Origin of the sequence: Natronoarchaeum sp. GCM10025321, assembly GCF_042663585.1 — an archaeon.
Taxonomy (GTDB): domain Archaea; phylum Halobacteriota; class Halobacteria; order Halobacteriales; family Natronoarchaeaceae; genus Natranaeroarchaeum.
This window is the reverse complement of the sequence record NZ_JBHTAN010000006.1, coordinates 1,864,050-1,880,326: the sequence shown is the minus strand read 5'-3', so window position 1 is coordinate 1,880,326 and position 16,277 is coordinate 1,864,050. Positions and strand designations below refer to the sequence as shown.

Below are 16,277 nucleotides of genomic sequence, written 5' to 3'. Positions count from 1 at the left end.
TGGTGCTACGTTCCGTCCGGTTTCTGCAACATTCCGCTACTCTCGGCCAGTTCGCCACGGTGAATCGCATAGTCGATCACGCGCTCACACTCCCCGGGCGTGACCTCGTAAGCCGAACTGGCCAGCGTCTCGAACTCCGAGCGATCGACCGGAAACTCACGGTTCTGTAGCAGTCTGACGACCCTGTTGTACGTCTCCGTGTCAGGACGTTCAGGGGTGCTCTCCGCTGTCGGGTCTTCGCATGGCTCGTCGGCTCTCTGAGACTCACCCGTATTCTCCGGAGCGGCTATCGGGTCGTCGTGCGCACCTGTGGGCTCGTCATCGACCACTGGCTCGGATTGCTCGTCGGCGTCTGCCGGCGGTATTTCGATCCCCTCGTCGAATCCTGTGGACTGGCTTCCGGTCGAGGCCTCTGCGTCGGCTGTGACAGCCTCGGTAGCGCTTGGAGACGTCTCGTCGGGATTGCTGTCGTCTCTACTCCGCACCGTGGTTGGCTGCCCCGTCGACTGTTCGGCGGCGACTTCGTCAGTATGGCCTCGTGATCTGGTGCTTTCGTCTGCCACGTCGAGCGTTATCTCTGTCTCTGCACCCGGCCAGTCGAGTCTCCGGAGTGCGGGTTCGAACACCTTCTCTAGCTTTCCCTTGCAGGAGGGACACAGCGCCGCAGTCGGCCCCGCCTCGTCGCTCACTGCGCCTGGAACCACGTCGTAAGTGGCTATCGGAGCGTCCACGGCGGTACCGCAGAAGTAACACGCGTCGAAGTCGGACATAGGGGTGACGTGGAGGGAGAGCGACAAGAAACTCCCGGTCGACCTACTCGAACGTGACGCCAGTGAACTCGAATCTGGCTCCGCCGTCGCTTCCGTCGGAGACGTTGATCTCCCATCCGTGACCGTCAGCGACGCTCTCGACGATGTACAGTCCCAGACCGGTCCCCAGTTCATCGGTTGAGGTGCCCGGACTGAAGATATCGCCCTGTACCTCCGCGTCGATTCCCGGGCCGGAGTCCTCGACGTAGAACCCAGCCGGTAGCGGCCCGACTCGAACGGTGACTTCCTCGCCGCCGTGCTGGATCGCGTTCCGGAAGACGTTCTCCAGTAGCTGTGTGATCCGGTCGTAATCGGCGTGGATTACGCAGTCACACTCCGTTTCCAGCGTTCCCTCGGCGGTTTCGGTCGTCTGCCACGCGTCCTCGATGACCGCCGATAGCTCGATCGACTCCTCTTCACCGACCTGACGACCCCTCCGTGCGAGCCACAGCAGGTCGTCGATGATCCGCTCCATTCGGTCCAGCGACTGCTCGACCTCGTGAAGCTCCTCGACGGCTTCGGTATCGCTCTGCTGTGCCAGGCTAAGATACGCGGTCGCGACGCCAAGCGGGTTCCGAAGGTCGTGCGAGACGACCGACGCGAAGCTCTCGAGCCGTTCGTTCTTTTCTTCGAGTTTCCGTTCGCGCTCTCTTCGCTCGGATATATCGGTGAATATGCCGGTGAACAGCTGCTCGCCGTCGTACTCGTGTTCCCGGAAACTGATCGAGACGATCACTTCGTGACCGTCCTTGTGCTGTGCTGGGAGTTCGACGCCGTCCCAGTCGATATGTCGCTCGCCGGTCGCCAGATACTTCTCTAACCCTGCCGCGTGATCGGATCGGAGCCGCTCCGGGATGATCTTCATTTTGGAACTGCCGACCAGCTCCTCCGGACTGTACCCGAGAATCCGCTCGATGGCGGGGTTCGCGAACACGACGGTGCTGTCGCTATCGATCGTAAGTAGCCCCTCGGACGTGTTCGACACGAGCGTCCGGAAGAACCCGGCGTCGTCCCCGGCGACGAGCGACGGATCCACGGCTGGATCGGCCTCGTCTTCGTCACTCGACCCTGGCTCCTTCACAGGAACTCGTAGGACGTGGCTCCGGAATAATGTTCGGATACGACCGGGGTCGATAGCCAGTAAACATGGCGTAACACCATCGTAAAGAGCAATTACGGGTCCGGGCTGGACTCAGGTAGCGGCGACTTCGACGTGCTTGCGGAGTCCGTCTCCGTCGCGGATCAGCGAACTCCCGTCGGAGGAAGCTCTGATGAGTTTCCGACAGTAATCGTGACGGAAACACCGAAAGACTCCCTCTGGTCGTCTTTCCAGCTTTAGACAGTCCTTCGCTGCCGCTCAGTCGTGCCTAAAGCACCGCTGGCCGGTCATCACCATCGCAATATCGTTCTCGTCTGCGGCCTCGATGACGTCCTCGTCGTTGACCGAACCGCCGGGCTGGATCACAGCCTCGATGCCCGCTTCTGCGGCCTTCTCGATGCCGTCCGGGAACGGGAAGAACGCGTCCGAGGCCATCACCGCTCCCTCGGCGGACTTACCGTCCGCGTCTCGGTCCGCTTTCATCGTCGCGATCTCGACCGCGTCGACGCGGGAGACCTGCCCCGCGCCGACGCCGACGGTCTCGGTACCGGTGGCAAAGAGGATCGCGTTCGATTTGACGTGTTTGATCGTCTGCCAGGCAAAGAGCATCGACTCGATCTGCTCGTCGGTCGGTTCCCGCTCCGTGACGACTTCGAGGTCCTCGGCGGAGAGCGTCTGGTCGTCGCGCTCCTGGATCAGCCGTCCACCGACGAGGTCTTTTTGCGTAAGTGGCTCGTACTCGTCGCCGAACTCGCCGACATCGAGCACGCGGAGGTTCTTCTTTTCGGTCAGCACGTCGAGTGCGTCGTCAGTGTAGCCGGGCGCGACGACGACTTCCTTGAACGAGTCGACGACCTTGTCGGCGGTTGCGGCGTCGCAGGTGCGGTTCAGAGCGACGATGCCGCCGAAGGCGCTCTTGGCGTCCGTCGACAGGGCGCGCTCGTAGGCGTCTGCGAGGGTGTCAGCAGTTGCACAGCCCGCCGGGTTGGTGTGTTTGATGACCGCACAGGCTGGCTCGTCGAACTCCTTGACCATGCCCAGCGCGGCGTCGGTGTCGTTGTAGTTGTTGTACGACATCCCCTTCGCGCCCTCGTTTCGCTGTGGCGCGCCGACGACGCTCGCTTCCTCACAGGTGTTGTCGACGTAGACCGCGGCGTCCTGATGCGGGTTCTCGCCGTACCGGAGTTCGGTGTCGCGGTCGGCGGTTTCGACGTGTCGCTCCGGAAGCTGTTCGGCCGTATCCGAATCGACGGTGACCTCGCCGGCCTCGTAGTCGATGTGGACGTTCCCTTCGGCGAACCAGCGCACTGCCCGTGGGTACGCCGCGAACTCGCCCTGATAGAGGATTCGCTCGGCCAGGGTGTCCTCGTCGTCGCCCTCGTAGACGGGCACCGGCTCCTGCGTGACGACGGGCCCGCCGTCGACCTCGCTTTCGATGATTTCGCCCTCGGCGTCCGTCGCGTCCGTGACGACGTGGACCGTACAGCCCGAGACCGAGACGTCAGCTGCCAGCGCGTCGCCCCAGGCGTCCATTCCGGGGAACGAGGGGAGCAGGGAGGGGTGGACGTTCAGCGTCGTCGGCTGTACGCCGAGGAAGGCGTCCGAGAGGATCCGCATGTAGCCATCGAGACAGACCAGATCGAACTCGTACTCGGCCAGCGCGTCGTTGACCCGTGCCTCGTGTTCCTGTCGGCTCTCTCCCTCTTCGCGCTCTACGACTTCGGTGGGAACCCCCCGCTCGGCGGCTTTCTCCAGCACCGGCGCGTCGGCGTCGTTCGTCAGGACGACCGCGAACTCCGCGCCGCCGGGCGCGATGTCCGCGACATGCATGAGGTTTCGGCCCCGATTGCTCGCCATGCCCGCGATCCGTGTCATGACTGAGACGCCGCGCGCATCGACAAAAGTAGTTGCGATACGATCGAGCAAAGTATGCACAAATATGTATATGTGCCGCGTCAGTGTCGGGTAACTGCCTCAGATCTATCCATATCCGTGGCTCATAGTTCCGACACGCTTTTGATCTCAGCCGCGCCAGCATTTCTCATGACAGAATCCCTCTACGCCGTCTCGCCACTCGACGGCCGCTACGCCGGTCGGACCGCATCGCTCTCCCCGTACGCGAGCGAAGCGGGACTGATGCGGGCACGGGTCCGCGTCGAAATCGAGTATCTCGTGACCCTGGCCGACACGGACGGGATCGACATCGAACTCGACATGCAGGAACGCCAGCAGCTCCGCTCGCTGTACAAGAACTTCACCGAGGAGGACGCAAACGTCATCAAGAAGCTCGAAACCGAGGGCTACGCCGGCTACGACGCGACGAACCACGACGTCAAAGCCGTCGAGTACTTCATCCGCCACGAACTGCCCGAGGGGCTCGACGGGCTCTCGCCGTGGATCCACTTCGGACTCACCAGCGAGGACGTCAACAACCTCGCACACCGACTGCTCGTGCGTGACGCCATGGAGGACGTCATACTCCCGGAGCTACTGAGCGCCCGCAACGACCTGACGAAACTGGCCCGCGAGTACCGCGACCTTCCGATGCTGGCTCGGACCCACGGCCAGCCAGCGACGCCGACCACGTTCGGCAAGGAGATGGCGGTCTACGCCGCGCGTCTGGGTCGTGCGAATGCCGAGGTCCAGCGGGCGACCGAAAACCTCGCGGGGAAACTCGGCGGCGCGAGCGGCACCTTCGGCGCTCACGTCGCCGCGTATCCCGAGATCGAATGGCGGTCGGTCGCGGAGGAGTTCGTCACCGGGCTGGATCTGGAGTACGTCTCGCCGACGACGCAGGTCAACCCCTGTGACGACCTCGCGACCCTGTTCGACGCTCTGGGACGGACGAACAACATCATCCTCGATCTGGACCTCGACATGTGGCTGTACATCTCCGACCACTATCTCGGCCAGGAGACGACCGACGGGGAGACTGGCTCGTCGACGATGCCACACAAGGTCAATCCGATCGACTTCGAGAACAGCGAGGGCAACCTCTCGAAAGCCAACTCGGATCTACAGTTCCTCGCCGATTACATCACTACCTCCCGGCTCCAGCGCGACCTCTCGGATTCGACGGTCAAGCGCAACATCGGGGTCGCACTCAGCCACTGCCTGATCGGCTACAGCAAACTGCAGGACGGCCTCTCGAAGGTCGTGCCAAACGAGCAGGTCATGCGCAATGAACTCCGGAACACGCCGGAGATCATCGGCGAAGCCGTCCAGACGATTCTCCGACGGGAGGGTCACGAGGACGCCTACGAGCAGGTCAAAGAACTCACCCGCGGCGAGCGCGTCACCATCGAGGACTTCCGTGCACTGTTCGAGGACCTCGACGTCGACGACTCGGTCGAAGCCGAACTGAAAGCGCTCTCGCCGGAGACCTACGTCGGCATCGCCAGCGAAATCGTCGACGACATCGAGTAGGCGCGCCGACGCCGGATGTCATTCCATCGTGTACCGGACCTCGACCGTGGCGCTCACCGTGACGTCGCCCGGTTCGAAGGAGGTTTCGGGTGGGGACGCCGCTCCGTCTGCCATATCGAACTCTTCACGAACGGGGCTGACCCGACCGCCCGACGTGTCGACGTGTTTCGCCTCGACGATAGTGGCGTCGACCTGTCCGGCGACGAACTCGGCCTCCGCATCGGCGTCCGCCAGCGCGGTTTCGAGGGCGTCCTGTCGTAGCGCTTCGCGTTTCTCCTCTGACAGGGTGAACCGGATACTGTCGACCGTATCCGCGCCGGCGTCGACCGCGGTATCGACGACCTCGCCAGCGTTCTCGACTGCCTGCACTTCGACACGGTAGGAGTGGGTGCCCAGATAGAAGATGTAGGGTTCGAGATCCTCTTCGGAACTCGGTTCCACGCCCTCTGCCCGCATCCGTTCGCGGTCGACCCGCTCGCGGATGCGGAACCGACTGGTCGTGATGTCGTCTTCGTCGATCCCATACTCGACCAGCGCATCGTAGAGCGCGTCGCCACGCTCGGCGAGTTCGTCACGGACCGCGCCGGGGTCGTCGCCGGTCGCCTCGACGCCGACCTGGAGGACGGCCATGTCGGGTTCCGCACTCACTTCGCCCGATTCGGAGACCGTGATTGTCCGCTCGGAATCACTGTCGTCGCCGGGGTCGGTCTCCTCGTCCGCGCTGCCGAGGCAGCCGGCGAGGGCGGTCGATGCAACTGCTCCGCTCGCAAGGAGGACGTTTCGTCGTCGCATACGCGGGGAGAGGAACGGATATACGGTTAAGTTACCGTAAACTAAAACGGCAGTTGTAGTTTTCTGGCGCGGGATCCCGTCACGTATCGAGCACGGACTGTGCCGTCTCGGTCACCGCATCGGCTGCCGCCCGGACCGAATCGAGTCGGACGTACTCGCGCTCGGAGTGGGCGACTGCCCCCTCCTCGTCGGCGAGGACGCCGGGCCCGAAGACGACCGTTGGCGCGTCGCTCGCGAAGTACGAGGCCTCGGTCGCCGCGCCGAATGGCCGGACATCGCCGCCGCTCGCGTCCCGAAGTCGGTCGACAAGCGGAGCCGTCTCGTCGGTGACGAACGGATCGGGAAACGGCGTGTCGGGCCGGATCAGTTCGACGCTCGCGGTGATCGTCTCCGGGACGTTTCGGTCGAGGTGGCTCTGGAGACCGGCCGCGAACGACTCGCTGGTCTCCGGCGGGACGCTCCGCCGGTCGAAGGTGATCGTCGCCCTCCCGGGGACGCGGTTCGGCGCGTCGCCGCCGCCGAGCGCCGTCGGCGTGAGTTTGGGACTCCCGAGGACACTATCCTCGCCCGGCCCCTCGGTCTCGTCGTACGTCTCCATCGCCCGGAGCACCGTGCTGACGGCGTGGATCGGGTTCCGGGACCGGTCGACGTCGGCGGCATGACCGCTCTCGCCCTCGATCACGACCCGCCCCTCACACTGGCCGCGAGCGCCGATACAGACGTCCAGCCCGGTCGGCTCCCCGACGATGTAGCCGTCCGCAGCGAGTCGCTCGCTCAGGGCTTTCGCCCCGGTCTGGGTGGTCTCCTCGTCCGGTGTGATCGCCAGCGTAAGCCGTCCCTGACCGATCTCCGCGCCGAGGAAGGCCGACAGCAGTGCGGCGAGCGGCCCCTTGGCGTCACAGGACCCTCGCCCGCGGACGACCTCGCCGTCGCGTTCGTAGGGGAGATGCGGCGGGACCGTGTCGATATGCGTGTTCAGAACGAGATGTGGGCCGTCGTCCTCGCCACGCGTCGCGACGACGCTGCCGCGGTCGTCGACCTCCGTGTCGTAGCCCTCGCTCCGAAGTCGCTCGATCAGCAGGTCGCGCATGGCGTCGACGGACTCGTGAGAGGGCGTCTTCACCGCGTCGGCGTGGAATTCAGTCAGGTCGAACGCCATCGTTCACTGCTCCACGCGGGTCACGTCGTCCAGCGTCTCACGGCGTCGAACGACGCGGGACTCGCCGTCTTCGAGCGCGATTTCGGGCGGCCGTGGCTGGGAGTGGAACTGACTCGCCAGTTCGTAGCCGTAGGAGCCAGCGTTGCCGATAGCGAGCACGTCGTCGCGCTCGGGCCGCGCGATGGGGCGGTCGTGAGCGAACACGTCCGCGCTCGTGCAGACGGGGCCGCCGACGGTGACTGGATGTGGGTCGCGCTCCGGCGCGGAGACGTTGTACATCGGGTGATACGAGCCGAACATCGCCGGCCGGATCAGCGTCGCAAGGCTGGCATCGACGCCGACGACCGTCGTATCGGGCGCTTCCTTGATCGTGTTCACCGTCGTGAGGATCAGGCTGGCGTCGGCGACGATATACCGGCCCGGTTCGAGTTTGAGCGTCGCGTCGATATCGCCGACGGCCTCGCGAACCATCTCGCTGGCGACGTCGAGGTCGAGCGGCGGTTCGTCCTCGTGATAGGGGACGCCGTAGCCGCCGCCGACGTCGACGAACTCCAGGTCGCCGACGCGGCGGGCCATCTCGCCGACGCGCTCGATGGCCTTGCAGTGCTCTTCGAGGCCATCCGTGAGGACGCCACTGCCCGCGTGGGCATGCAGGCCGACCAACTCGAACTCCTCGCGGACGCGCTCGGCGACCTCGGGCACTCGCTCGTAGGGGATGCCGAACTTCGCGTCCGCGCCGGTGGCGACCTTCTCGTGGTGGCCCGTCCCGATGCCGGGGTTGATCCGGATGGCGATCCGGCCATCGTAGCCGCGCTCGGCCAGTCGGTCGAGCGTGTCGGTCGCGCCGATGGTGATGGTGAGTCCCGGCGCGTCCTCGGCGAGGTCGACCGCGTAGTCGAGGTCGTGGTCCGGTGGGTTGACCGCGGTGTACTGGAGCGTGTTCGGGTCCGCACCCGCCTCGACCGAGCGCTGGAGTTCGCCCCACGCGGCGCACTCGATGTCCGCGCCGGCGTCAAGCAGGGCTTCGAGGACTGCTTTGCCGGTGTGGGCCTTCGCGGCGTACATGACGTGGGCGTCGGGAAACGCCGCAGAAAATCGTGTGTAGTTCTCCGTGACGCGATCGAGATCGATCACGTACTGGGGCGTGCCGTGCTCCGCTGCGAGGCTCTCCAACCGGGCCATATCCCAGTCGGCAAGCCGACGGACGGGCGGCGAATCGGCGAGGTCGGTCATTACCCGGTCCATGGCCGTCGCGGCCCTGAATGTTCTGGTTCGGGGCGGCCGATTACTCCCGTAGCGCGTCCTCGCGCTCGGTCGCTTCGAGCGTCTCCTCCTCGATGTGGGTCGCGACGACTGCCGGCTTGAACGCGCCGCCGTCGATCATCTCGTGGTCGCTCACAGAGGACTCGACGAAGCGCTGGAACGCACGCCGGTTCGCGGGCAGTTCGCCGTAGAGCACTTCCTCTTCGACGAGGTCGTAGACCGGAATCCGCGGGGTGAGTAGCGTGTTCTCGCCGACGACGCTGTTCTCGCCGACGACGAAGCCGCTCGTAACCCGACAGCCAGCACCCAGCGAGACGCCGTCCTCGACGATGACGGGGGCGTCCTCGACGGGTTCGAGCACGCCGCCGATCAGCGTGTTCGCGCCGAGTTTGACGTTCTCGCCGATCTGGGCACAGGAGCCGACGGTGTCGGCGGAGTCGATCAGGGTACCGTCGCCGACGTGTGCGCCGATGTTGACGAAACTCGGGGACATCATGATGCAGTCCTCGCCGAGGTATGCGCCCCGGCGGATCGTCGTCCCGTCGGGCGTGTTGCGCGTGCCGCGCTCGCCCAGGTCGTCGGTCTCGCGTAGTGGGAGGACGTCGTGGTAGGTGACACCGCCGTGGTCGCGGGGGCTGGTGTGGCGAAGGCCGAAGTTGAGCAGGATACCCTGTTTGACCCACTCGTTTGCCTCCCAGGAGTCGCCGTGTTTCTCGGCGGCCCGGATGTCGCCCGCTTCGAGTGCAGCGAGGAACTCTTCGAGGACGGCCAGGTCCTCCGTGCTCGCGTCGTCGGCCGTCAGTCCGTCCTGTTTGCGCTGCCAGAGAGCTTCGACGTCTGTCTGCAGACTCATGAATCGTCGATTACCGCTCCGAAGGTATACCAGTCCGGATTTCGCCCGGCAACCCACGCCGCGGCGTCGATTGCGCCCGCGGCGAAGACGCCCCGGTCCTCGGCGCGATGGGACAGCGAGAGCACCTCGTCGTTGCCCGCGAGCACGAGTTCGTGCTCGCCGCGGATGTCGCCCGCCCGCCGCACGAGAACGCCGATTTCGTCCTCGTCACGGGGGGCGTGGCCCTCGCGTCCGTACACCGGTTCGACGTCACGCTCCTCCTGGACGGTCTCCAGAATCGTGTTTGCGGTGCCCGAGGGCGCGTCTATCTTCTCGTTGTGATGGGTCTCCATCAGTTCGAGGTCGTAGCCGTCGAGCGCGCCGACGGCCTCGCCCACGGTTCGGAGCAGCACCTGAATCCCCCGCGAGAAGTTGGTCGCTTTCAGGACAGGGACGTGCTCGCTCGTCTCGCGGAGGCGTTCCAGTTCGTCCTCGTGGAACCCGGTCGTCCCGACGACGAGTGCGACCTCGTGCTCGGTGCAGGCGTCGAGGACGCCCAGCGTCGCTTCGGGGATGGTGAAGTCGATGAGTGCGTCGGGGGTATACTCGGCGAACGCGTCGGTGGCCTCGTCGGGTGCGACGACTGGCACGCCGTCGACGGCCTCCGCGTCCGCGACGTCGATGCCGACGACGGCCTCCAGATCCGCCCGGTTGGCCACCGTCTCGATGACGGTCTGGCCCATCCGACCGGCCGCGCCGTTGACTGCGATCCGTGTTACGTTCTCGGTCATCGGTCTGCCTCCGCGACGTCGGCCACGGTCTCGCTGTCGAGATCCGCCAGAATCTCGGCGAGTTCGTCCCGATACTCCGCGGACAGTCGCGTCAGCGGCGAGCGGACGACCGGCTTTGCGTGTCCGCGGATATTCATCGCCTCGACGACCGGGATCGGGTTCGTCTCCGTGAACAGCGCCCGAACCAACGGAGCGAGTTCGTGGTGTAGCGCTCGCGCTCGCTCGAAGTCGCCGGAGAGCGCCGCGCCGACCATCGCGCAGGTGCGTTCGGGTTCGAGATTTGCGACGACGCTAACCCCGCCGCTGGCGCCGATAGAGAGCATCGGCACCGTCAGTCCGTCGTCACCCGATAGAACCGTGAAGTCCTCGTCCTGTGTTCGCTCGATGACCTCCGATATCTGGTTCAGATCGCCGCTGGCGGCCTTCAGGCCCGCGATGTTCTCGTGGGATGCGAGTTCGACGACGGTGTCCGGTTCGATATTCTGCCCGGTCCGCGAGGGGACGTTGTAGACGAGTTGTGGCAGGTCGACGGCGTCGGCGACCTGGGTGTAGTGCTCGACGAAGCCGCGCTGTTCGGGCTTGTTGTAGTACGGCGAGATGAGCAGTAGGCCATCGGCACCGGCGTCCGCAGCGCGTGCGGAGAGTTCCAGCGCCTCGCGGGTGTTGTTGCTCCCGGTTCCGGCGATGACGGGCACGTCCTCGACAGCGTCGACGACAGTCTCGACGACCTCGACGTGTTCGTCGTGGCTTAGCGTCGCGCTCTCGCCGGTCGAGCCGACGGGAACAAGCCCGTCGACGCCGGCGGTTTCGAGGCGCTGTGCGTCCGCCCGAAGTCGTTCGTGATCGATGCTCTCGTCCTCGTTGAACGGCGTCACCATCGCTGGCAACACGCCGTTGAAGGGGTTCGTTGTCATGTCTGGTATGTCGTGATCGGTCGGTATCAATCGATCCATCCGCGGCCGGGATCGGACCCGCGACGAGGGTGCCACACTCGCCGGGAGTCCCTATCGGCCGCGTTTTTTAGAAAGGGCTACGGAGCACTCGCTCGGGGATCCGGCACGCAGGTCGATCCGTCGAGCGAGTCCGTACACAGTAGAGACTGTCCGAGCGGCCGAACTTAGGGTTTGTGTTCTCGCCGACGATGGCTGCTCCGTGGATGGCGAGATGCATGGTACGCAATACATGTCGTCTGTTAACACGCATATTCTCTGCCATACGACTTATCAGTTGCCGACAGTTATCGGTAGGCATGCGACATGTAGGTCTCAAGATCAGGATGGCGATCGTCAGCACCATCCTGTTTGCGTTCTTCTCGCTGGCCGCGCTGGTCGCAGTCGTATCGTTCGGCTGGCCGCTCTGGCTGGTCGGCATCCTGACAATAGCCTTCATCGGGATCCAGTATATTCTGGGGACGAAGTTGGCGCTCCGGAGCGTCGGTGCCGAAGACATGTCCGAAGAGAAATACCCACAGATCCACCAGACCGTCGAGTCCCTCTCGCGGGACATGGGGATCAAAAAGCCACGGCTGATGGTCGCCAGCATGGGCACGCCGAACGCCTTCGCGACCGGCCGGAAGGGCAAGGGAACCGTCGTCGTCTCCACCGAACTGATACAGGTCCTCGACCGGCAGGAACTCAACGGCGTGATCGCTCACGAACTCGCGCATATCCGGAACCGCGACGTCGTGACGATGACGGTCGCCCAGTCGGTCGCCGCCATCGTCGGCATCGCGGCCCAGTGGATCGTTCTGCTCACTGGCGAGCGTAGCATCGCTAACTTCGTGCTCGCCTTCGTCGTCGGCATCGTCACGCAGATGCTCGTGATGGTCTTCGTCATGGCAATCTCGCGGTACCGCGAGTACGTCGCCGACAGCGATGCCGCGGACGCCATCGGATCGGGCGAACCGCTCGCGCGAGCGCTCGAAAAAATCCAGCGTAGCGCAGAGGGAACCGACGTCGAGATGGACGATTCGGTCGCCGCACTCTGTATCTTCGGCACCGGCGACGGACTCAAAAAACTACTCTCGACGCACCCTTCGACCGAGGAGCGGATCGCGCGCCTCCGGGATCACCGATAGCACCGACGGCCGACTCCCCTTCTTTATGTACTGGCCCGCATAATACCCGGCATGAGCGAGATCCATCCGGGTCAGCGCGTCGCCGTTCTGGTCGACGCCCAGAACCTGTATCACAGCGCCCAGAGCCTGTACACGAACAACATCGATTACTCGTCCCTGCTCGAAAAGAGCGTCCAGGGCCGCGAGTTGACGCGGGCTATCGCCTACGTCATCCGTGCGGATTCGCCCGAGGAAGAGAGTTTCTTCGAGGCGCTAACCGACATCGGCTTCGAGACGAAGATCAAGGACATCAAGACATTCAGCGATGGCTCCAAGAAGGCCGACTGGGATCTCGGGATGAGCCTCGATGCCGTCACGCTCGCCGAGCACGTCGACACCATCGTCCTCTGTACCGGTGACGGCGACTTCTCGCGACTTTGTTCGCATATGCGCCACGAGGGCGTTCGCGTCGAGGTGATGGGCTTCGAGTCCTCGACTGCCGAGGAGCTAAAAGAAGCCGCAGACTCTTTCGTCGACCTGAGCGAGCGGACGGAGACGTTTCTGCTTTAAGCGGGAACTCGGAGTCGGTCCTATACCGCAGGCCCGTCGCCCGACGTCCCAACTAGCAGGGAGCCAGCGGCCATCAGTATCGCTGCCACGCCTGCCAGCATCACGGGAACGCCCGAATCGGTCGATCCAGTTGCGAGGAGTATGACGCTACTGACCGCGATCAGCACAGCCCCTGCCGCCACTTTCGTAGTATCCATCTGTATATCCCAGATTTTGCGCTTCTAGTTTATATGTTTCTCTCTTTAGTCGACAGTTTGTTACATGGTAGCGTCACACGAACGTCGACCAGCGACTCACTGAATGTCGAAGCGCTTTCACCCGCTGGGACCCAGTAGCCGCCAATGAGCGACGCCGAGGATACTGGACTGGAAAAAGACGAAGCGGGCCTCCGAACCGTCGCCGACTATCAGTTCGGCGGCGATGCGGGCCACATACTGTTCCCGGAGGGCAATCGGTTTACGATCAAGCGAAGCAGTTCGGGCCGTCCACAGCAGGTGCTCGTCGACGCGGGTCGACTCGTCTCCCTGAACGTCGACGGCCGGTTCACCCTCGGGATCGAGGGTGGGCGACGGCTCACTGCGCTCGACGAGCCACGGAACCGGGTCGTCGTCGGCGACGAGAGCGAACCGTTCGTCCGCGACGGCAAGAACGTCTTCGCCAAGTTCGTCACGCACGTCGACGAGGAACTCCGCCCCGGCGACGAGGCCCTCGTCGTCCACGAGAACGGCGACCTGCTCGCGGTCGGGCGGGCGGAGCTGTCCGCCGACGCGATGCGCGACTTCGAGACCGGGATGGCTGTGAAAGTCCGGGAAGGGGCTGACGGCGACGAGGCGTGATGGGTGGGTTGGTGGCCTGCAGGGCGCTCGCCCGACGCCGGTGGACTGTGCACATCGTTTTTGACCGACTGGGCGCATCTCTCTAGCCGTGCCCGACAGCCACCGATACGACTCGGAGTTCGCTTTCGAGCTTCGCGTCTGTTACTGGGCCGAGCGGGACTGGCCGCCAACCGGGTCGCTCGACGACGACACCGTCGTGCTGGTTGCCCGTCAACTCGGGACGAAACGGCGTCGCTGGGACACCATCGTGATCGAGACCTCCCGCGAGGCGCTCGCCCAGCGAGCGAACTTCGGGACCGATCGGCTGGACAGCGACCTCCTCCACGTCGTTCGCTCGGCCCCGGACGAGTGGAGCTACTACCGCGACGCACTCCCCGATCCCGGCTACCCGTGGCGATACGTCCGCGAGACGATTCACGAGGCCGACGACAGGGGTATCCTCGACGTCAGGAAGGCAGGAAATCGGATCGAGATCCGGCGGCGGTTCCGCTACCCCGACTGGGTCGACCGGATCGTCGCCGTCGAGAACAAGCCGGATCTCGACGCCAGTGCGGCCAGGGTTCTCCAGCCACAGATCGAACGCGACGTCGCGCTCGGTCTGGCCGACGAGGCGTGGGTCGCGACCCGGCCGACTGACGACTCGGTGTCGCCGGCCCTGTTCGAGGACCTGCCCGTCGAGGCTGGCGTCCTCGAAATCGATCCGGCCACGCTCTCGGCCTCGGTCGCGTGGCACGCACAGGGGCTCGATCCGGCAGCACCGGGAACGAGAATCACCGATCGAGGTGGCTCGGACTCGTCCTTTGACCACTCCGCCGCGACGTTCGAGTACGTCCCACGCGAGCGGAAAGCGGATCTACGGCTGGCAATCGCGGAGCGCGCATACGAGCGCGGCTGGCGGTCGTTCGTCGACGTGATGCGCTCGGACTGTCGCTGGTTCGGCGCGCGCGAGCAGGCGGGACAGCTACTCCCCTGGTGTGGGGCACACTGTCGGACCCAGACCAGTAGCGAGTGTTCTGGCTCCTGTCCGGAGTTCGAACCGGAACCGCCGGCGTGGCGACAGCGTGGCTGGCCGATCGAGGGCGGCCCCGGTAACGGGATCACGCAGTTGCTCGCCGCTCGCCGTGCACGGACTCGCTCGACGAAAAAATAGCCCGGAAGCAGGCACGTCCGAGCGCGACTCGTATCTCGTTGCCGGTTACTGACGACGAGCGTCGCTAAGGATGCAGTTTACTTCAGCTATCGTCAGTCTCGTTCCCGCCACCGTTTTCTTCACCGTTCTCCATCCCGCTATCCATGCCTTCGTTGTCGACAGTGAGGAGGAGGTCAAAGGCCTCGTCGGCAGGAGCCTCTCCTGGTGCGAGATAGCCGACGGCAAAGGCCGAGTAGACCATCCCAGCCTCGACTGTGGCCGGGAACTCGGCGACTGCTTCCTCCGCGCCGGTCTCCCGGATTCCGAGGGTGTACTCGCCGCCCGGCACTTCGACCGCGCCGGCCTCGCCGAACGCGACGTCTTCGAGCAGGACGTCTCCGCCTGCCGCGATATCGACGTTCGGGGCGTCAGGCGACGCGTGGACGGCACGGATCCGTGCGTTCTCGCCCGGATCGGAGAGGTCGTCCTCGTAAACCTGTACTGCAAAGGCCTGGGACGCGTTCTCTGCGAGTTCGCCGATTGCGGCCGCGGTGAACGCGCCTGCGGTAAGTTCGACGGATTCGTCGAAGACGACTGTCTCCTGGTCGCCGGCCGCAGTGATCTGGATCGCGTAGGAGGCTGGCGATAGTTCCAGATAATCACTGACCCCGCCGAACGGAACGTCTTCGAGCGTCAGTTCGTCGTCGACGTAGACGTCGACGTTCGGAGCGTCGGGCGAGAGGTGCGCCACCCTGAGCATCGCCGTCTCTTCTTCTCCGCCGTTCTCCTCTTCGCCGTTCTCCTCTTCGCCGTTCTCCTCGCCGTTTTCTTCCCCGTTCTCCCCGTCGGTTTCGTTGCCGTTCTCCCCACCGTTGGTTTCGTTGCCGTTCTCTCCACCGTTCTCCTCGCCGTTCTCTCCGCCGTTCCCATCGCCACCGTCGGTACACCCTGCGAGGGTACCGAACAGTACCGCTCCACCGGTCGCTTTTAGAATCGTACGTCTTCCTCTATCTGGTTTCATAACGACGTATACACGTGGGAAATGCGTACGTTTCAAGCATTTCCGAACTCTGCCCCGTTTCTCTCCTAATTCTCTCCGGTATGATTGGCTTGTCCTCACAAACCCTGGCCTACGGAGCAGGCGGCTCTGCCCCGGATCGAGTATTCAGTTTGTACTTATGTCGGATCACCCACTAACTCGCGGCAGATGAACTCCGAGCTCTGGTACGTCTTCGGCAGGAGTCGTGGTGGCCCAAACCGAATCCGACTCGTTCAGGCACTCGACGACCGGCCGAGAAACGCGAACCAGCTCGCGGAGGCGCTTGATCTCGATTACACGACCGTGAGACATCATCTCGACGTCCTCCTGCAACACGATGTCGTCTCCAAGACCGACGACGAGTACGGCGCGGTCTACGAGCCGAGCGACCCCGCCAGAGAACACTGGGAGACCATCGAGCAGATCCGCAAGGAGAGCAACGAGGTTGGTCCGCCGGAGAAAACGTTATAATCGGG

At 64.4% G+C, this 16,277-nt stretch carries 17 protein-coding genes; 6 read left to right on the top strand and 11 right to left on the bottom strand.

Going from position 1 to position 16,277, the window contains the following annotated elements; all coding sequences use genetic code 11:
- Positions 1–5: 5 nt before the first annotated feature.
- From ACFQL3_RS12440 to purH, 3 genes are all read right to left on the bottom strand, one after another.
- On the bottom strand, positions 6–770 hold the full coding sequence (locus ACFQL3_RS12440; protein ID WP_377054737.1) for a hypothetical protein: 765 nt from the start codon (positions 768–770) through the stop codon (positions 6–8).
- Positions 771–813: 43 nt separating this feature from the next.
- Positions 814–1,890: a two-component system sensor histidine kinase NtrB gene (locus ACFQL3_RS12435; RefSeq protein ID WP_377054735.1), complete on the bottom strand. Its 1,077-nt coding sequence runs from the start codon at positions 1,888–1,890 to the stop codon at positions 814–816.
- Positions 1,891–2,166: 276 nt separating this feature from the next.
- Positions 2,167–3,783, bottom strand: coding sequence for a bifunctional phosphoribosylaminoimidazolecarboxamide formyltransferase/IMP cyclohydrolase (gene purH, locus ACFQL3_RS12430; RefSeq protein WP_377054733.1), 1,617 nt, complete (start codon positions 3,781–3,783; stop codon positions 2,167–2,169).
- Between the two features lie 168 nt (positions 3,784–3,951).
- Here purH and purB point away from each other — a divergent pair, with 168 nt between their 5' ends.
- The gene (gene purB, locus ACFQL3_RS12425; protein WP_377054731.1) at positions 3,952–5,334 is read left to right on the top strand and encodes an adenylosuccinate lyase; all 1,383 of its coding nucleotides are present in this window, start codon (positions 3,952–3,954) and stop codon (positions 5,332–5,334) included.
- 18 nt (positions 5,335–5,352) lie between these two features.
- Here the strand turns inward: purB and ACFQL3_RS12420 are convergent, their stop codons facing one another.
- The 6 genes from ACFQL3_RS12420 to dapA form a co-directional block, all read right to left on the bottom strand.
- Complete coding sequence (locus tag ACFQL3_RS12420; RefSeq protein WP_377054729.1) at positions 5,353–6,126, bottom strand: SIMPL domain-containing protein; 774 nt, start codon at positions 6,124–6,126, stop codon at positions 5,353–5,355.
- 79 nt (positions 6,127–6,205) lie between these two features.
- Entirely contained in the window at positions 6,206–7,285 is a 1,080-nt protein-coding gene (locus ACFQL3_RS12415; RefSeq protein ID WP_377054727.1) for a M20 family metallopeptidase, read from the bottom strand.
- Positions 7,286–7,288: 3 nt separating this feature from the next.
- Entirely contained in the window at positions 7,289–8,518 is a 1,230-nt protein-coding gene (lysA, locus tag ACFQL3_RS12410) for a diaminopimelate decarboxylase (protein ID WP_377054725.1), read from the bottom strand.
- 52 nt (positions 8,519–8,570) lie between these two features.
- Positions 8,571–9,401, bottom strand: a complete 831-nt coding sequence (locus ACFQL3_RS12405; protein WP_377054723.1) for a 2,3,4,5-tetrahydropyridine-2,6-dicarboxylate N-succinyltransferase — start codon at positions 9,399–9,401, stop codon at positions 8,571–8,573.
- Entirely contained in the window at positions 9,398–10,171 is a 774-nt protein-coding gene (dapB, locus tag ACFQL3_RS12400) for a 4-hydroxy-tetrahydrodipicolinate reductase (protein WP_377054721.1), read from the bottom strand. Before dapB ends, ACFQL3_RS12405 begins: the two co-directional genes overlap by 4 nt.
- On the bottom strand, positions 10,168–11,085 hold the full coding sequence (gene dapA / locus ACFQL3_RS12395; RefSeq protein ID WP_377054719.1) for a 4-hydroxy-tetrahydrodipicolinate synthase: 918 nt from the start codon (positions 11,083–11,085) through the stop codon (positions 10,168–10,170). Before dapA ends, dapB begins: the two co-directional genes overlap by 4 nt.
- 335 nt (positions 11,086–11,420) lie before the next feature.
- Between dapA and ACFQL3_RS12390 the strand changes: the two genes are divergently transcribed.
- Positions 11,421–12,248 carry a M48 family metalloprotease gene (locus ACFQL3_RS12390; protein ID WP_377054717.1) on the top strand — a complete coding sequence of 276 codons (828 nt, stop codon included), beginning with the start codon at positions 11,421–11,423 and terminating at the stop codon, positions 12,246–12,248.
- Between the two features lie 51 nt (positions 12,249–12,299).
- Positions 12,300–12,797 carry an NYN domain-containing protein gene (locus ACFQL3_RS12385; protein WP_377054715.1) on the top strand — a complete coding sequence of 166 codons (498 nt, stop codon included), beginning with the start codon at positions 12,300–12,302 and terminating at the stop codon, positions 12,795–12,797.
- Positions 12,798–12,817: 20 nt separating this feature from the next.
- Here the strand turns inward: ACFQL3_RS12385 and ACFQL3_RS12380 are convergent, their stop codons facing one another.
- Entirely contained in the window at positions 12,818–12,994 is a 177-nt protein-coding gene (locus ACFQL3_RS12380) for a hypothetical protein (protein ID WP_377054713.1), read from the bottom strand.
- Between the two features lie 144 nt (positions 12,995–13,138).
- Between ACFQL3_RS12380 and ACFQL3_RS12375 the strand changes: the two genes are divergently transcribed.
- Complete coding sequence (locus tag ACFQL3_RS12375) at positions 13,139–13,633, top strand: PUA domain-containing protein (RefSeq protein WP_377054711.1); 495 nt, start codon at positions 13,139–13,141, stop codon at positions 13,631–13,633.
- 88 nt (positions 13,634–13,721) lie between these two features.
- Positions 13,722–14,783 (top strand): DUF5787 family protein, encoded by a 1,062-nt coding sequence (locus tag ACFQL3_RS12370; protein ID WP_377054709.1) that lies wholly within the window; start codon positions 13,722–13,724, stop codon positions 14,781–14,783.
- A gap of 82 nt (positions 14,784–14,865) precedes the next feature.
- Here the strand turns inward: ACFQL3_RS12370 and ACFQL3_RS12365 are convergent, their stop codons facing one another.
- A complete protein-coding gene (locus ACFQL3_RS12365) occupies positions 14,866–15,783 on the bottom strand; it encodes a DUF4397 domain-containing protein (protein WP_377054707.1) in 918 nt (305 codons plus the stop codon).
- Positions 15,784–15,969: 186 nt separating this feature from the next.
- Here ACFQL3_RS12365 and ACFQL3_RS12360 point away from each other — a divergent pair, with 186 nt between their 5' ends.
- Complete coding sequence (locus tag ACFQL3_RS12360) at positions 15,970–16,272, top strand: winged helix-turn-helix domain-containing protein (protein WP_377054705.1); 303 nt, start codon at positions 15,970–15,972, stop codon at positions 16,270–16,272.
- Positions 16,273–16,277 lie beyond the last annotated feature (5 nt).